This is a genomic window from Sandaracinobacter sp., assembly GCF_041909755.1.
Taxonomy (GTDB): domain Bacteria; phylum Pseudomonadota; class Alphaproteobacteria; order Sphingomonadales; family Sphingomonadaceae; genus Sandaracinobacteroides.
The window spans coordinates 1-2,484 of record NZ_JAYRCW010000158.1; the positions used below are offsets into that span (position 1 = coordinate 1).

Genomic DNA, 2,484 nt, shown 5'->3' on the forward strand with positions numbered 1-2,484 from the left:
CTGCCGGCCACCTTCGCGCCCAGCGCCTCGGCCTTGGCCTTGGCCTCGTCGCGGCCCATGCTGTCGAGCGTGCCGGTGAACACCATCGTCTTTCCCGAAACCGGACTTTCGCGGGTTTCCAGCCGCACTTCGGCCGGGCTCACTTCGCGCAGCAGATCATGCACCAGTTCCCGGTTGTGCGGCTCGCGCCAGAAATCGGCGAGCGCGGAGGCGACTTCGGGGCCGACACCGCCGACGCCCACCATCTGGGCAAGGTCTGCCGCAACGCGCTTCCAGTGCTTTTCCGCCGTTTCGCCCAGCGCCGGTTCGGGGGTGTGCGCCGCCAGCTGGTCCAGCAGCGCCTCGATATTCGGCCAGACATTGTAGGCGCGCGCCAGATCGCGCGCCGTCACTTCGCCGACATGGCGGATGCCGAGGCCGCACAGCAGCCGGTCCAGCCCGACATTGCGCCGGGCCTCGATGCTGTCGATCAGGTTCTGAACACTTCTGTCCTTCCAGCCCTCGCGGCCCTTCAGCTCGTCGGCGTGGAGGTGCAGGCGGAAGATGTCGGCCGGGGTGCGCAGCCAGCCAAGTCCGATGAACTCCTCGATGCTCTTGCCGCCCAGCCCGTCGATATCGACCGCGCGGCGGGACACGAAGTGGCGGAACCGCTCATACTGTTGCGCCGGGCAGATGAGGCCTCCGGTGCAGCGGCGCACTGCCTCCCCGTCCTCGCGCACGGCGAGGCTGCCGCAATCGGGGCAATGATCGGGGAAGGAATATTCGGCGCGCGCCGCATGGGCCGCTTCATCGCCCGTCCAGCCCAGGATCTGTGGAATCACGTCTCCGGCGCGTTGCAGTTCCACCATGTCGCCCACGCGCACATCCTTGCGGCGAATCTCGTCCTCGTTGTGCAGCGTGGCGTTGGTGACGACAACGCCGCCGACGTTCACCGGCTTCAGCCGCGCGACGGGCGTCAGCGCACCCGTGCGGCCCACCTGGATGTCGATCGCCAGCAGCTCCGTCAGCACGCGTTCGGCGGGAAATTTGTGCGCCAGCGCCCAGCGGGGGTGGCGGGCCACCTGCCCCAGCCGTTCCTGCAGGGCGAGGCTGTCCACCTTGGACACCAGCCCGTCGATGTCATAGCCCAGCGTCGGCCGCGCCTGTTGCAGCGCGCGATAGCTTTCCAGCACCTCTGCCATGCCGTTGCAGCGGCGCAGCGTGTCGGAAACCGGGAAGCCCCAGCTTTCGAAGCGCTTCATGCAATCGAACTGCGTCTCCCCCACCGGAGCCGACAATTCCCCCCAGCCATGGGCATAAAAGGCGAGCGTGCGCGACGCGGTGACGCTGGAATCGATCTGCCGCAGCGACCCGGCGGCCGCGTTGCGTGGGTTGGCAAAGATCTTGCCACCCGCCGCCTCCTGCGCGGCGTTCAGCGCCTGAAAGGCCGCCCATGTCATGTAAACCTCGCCGCGCACCTCCACGAATTCGGGCGCGTCGCGCGGCAGGGTCTGCGGGATCGCGCTGACGGTCAGCGCGTTCGCCGTCACATCCTCGCCTTCCGCGCCATCGCCCCGCGTGGAGGCGGTGACGAGGCGGCGGCCTTCATAGCGCAGGCTCAGCGAAAGCCCGTCGATCTTGGCCTCGGAGGTGAAGATCAGCGCCTCCCCCTCCGGCCAGTTCAGGAAGCGCTTCACCCGCGCCTCGAACTCCAGCGCGTCCTCTTCCGAAAAGCCATTGTCCAGGCTGAGCATGGGGCGGGCGTGCCGCACCTTGCCGAAGCCGGAGGCGGCAGGCGCGCCGACGCGGCGGCTGGGCGAATCGGGGCGCACCAGATGCGGGAAGCGCGCCTCCAGCGCCTTGTTCTCCTCCACCAGATCATCGAACTCGGCGTCGGAAATGCTGGGCGCATCCGCCTGATAGTAAAGCCTGCTGTGCGCCGCGATCAGGGCGGCCAGTTCGGCCAGCCGTTCGGCGGCCTCTTCCTCGTTCATTCCGCGATCACGCCCGTCCATTCCATGCCCCATAGCAGGCGCGGGCGCTGGCCGGGAAGGGCCGCCGGGCTCCAGGGGTGGTCGCCGGTGCGCGCGCCGACGCTGTCGAACCGGCGGCTTCCGCTGTGCAGGCTGACGGCCCCCATCGGGCGCAGGGCCGCCTTGTCCAGCACCAGCCAGCGCGACGTGCAGGGGCCTTGCAGGACAGCCGGCGAAGTGACAAGATCGGCGGCGGCGCACAGCGCTTCGGGCGCGTCCCCTTCCTCCGCCGTCAGGGCCAGCAGCGTCAGGCCGGGAAGCGGCACAAGGCAGCCGACCGATGAACATCGCGCGCCGGGCAGGCCCGACAGCCGGGCCGACGGTGCGGCCGCTGCCTGTTCCGACCAGTTGCTGACAAGAAAGCCGTCCCTGTGGCCGCGCAGCAGGTGCAGTTCCCCATCGGCGACCACCGCGACCTGCCGGCCATCCCCGCTGACGAACAGGTCCGGACGCGGCAGCAACAAGGCCGCCG

Annotated in this window: 1 protein-coding gene and 1 pseudogene; both read right to left on the minus strand. The window is 69.3% G+C overall.

The genetic code is table 11. The features are described 5' to 3' along the window. On the minus strand, positions 1-1,994 hold a 1,994-nt coding region (ligA, locus tag ACE3O8_RS13360), incomplete at its 3' end, for an NAD-dependent DNA ligase LigA (RefSeq protein ID WP_374390528.1). Next, positions 1,970-2,484 (minus strand): annotated as a pseudogene (locus tag ACE3O8_RS13365) (hypothetical protein); the annotation flags it as partial. The gene ligA and the pseudogene ACE3O8_RS13365, both read right to left, overlap by 25 nt.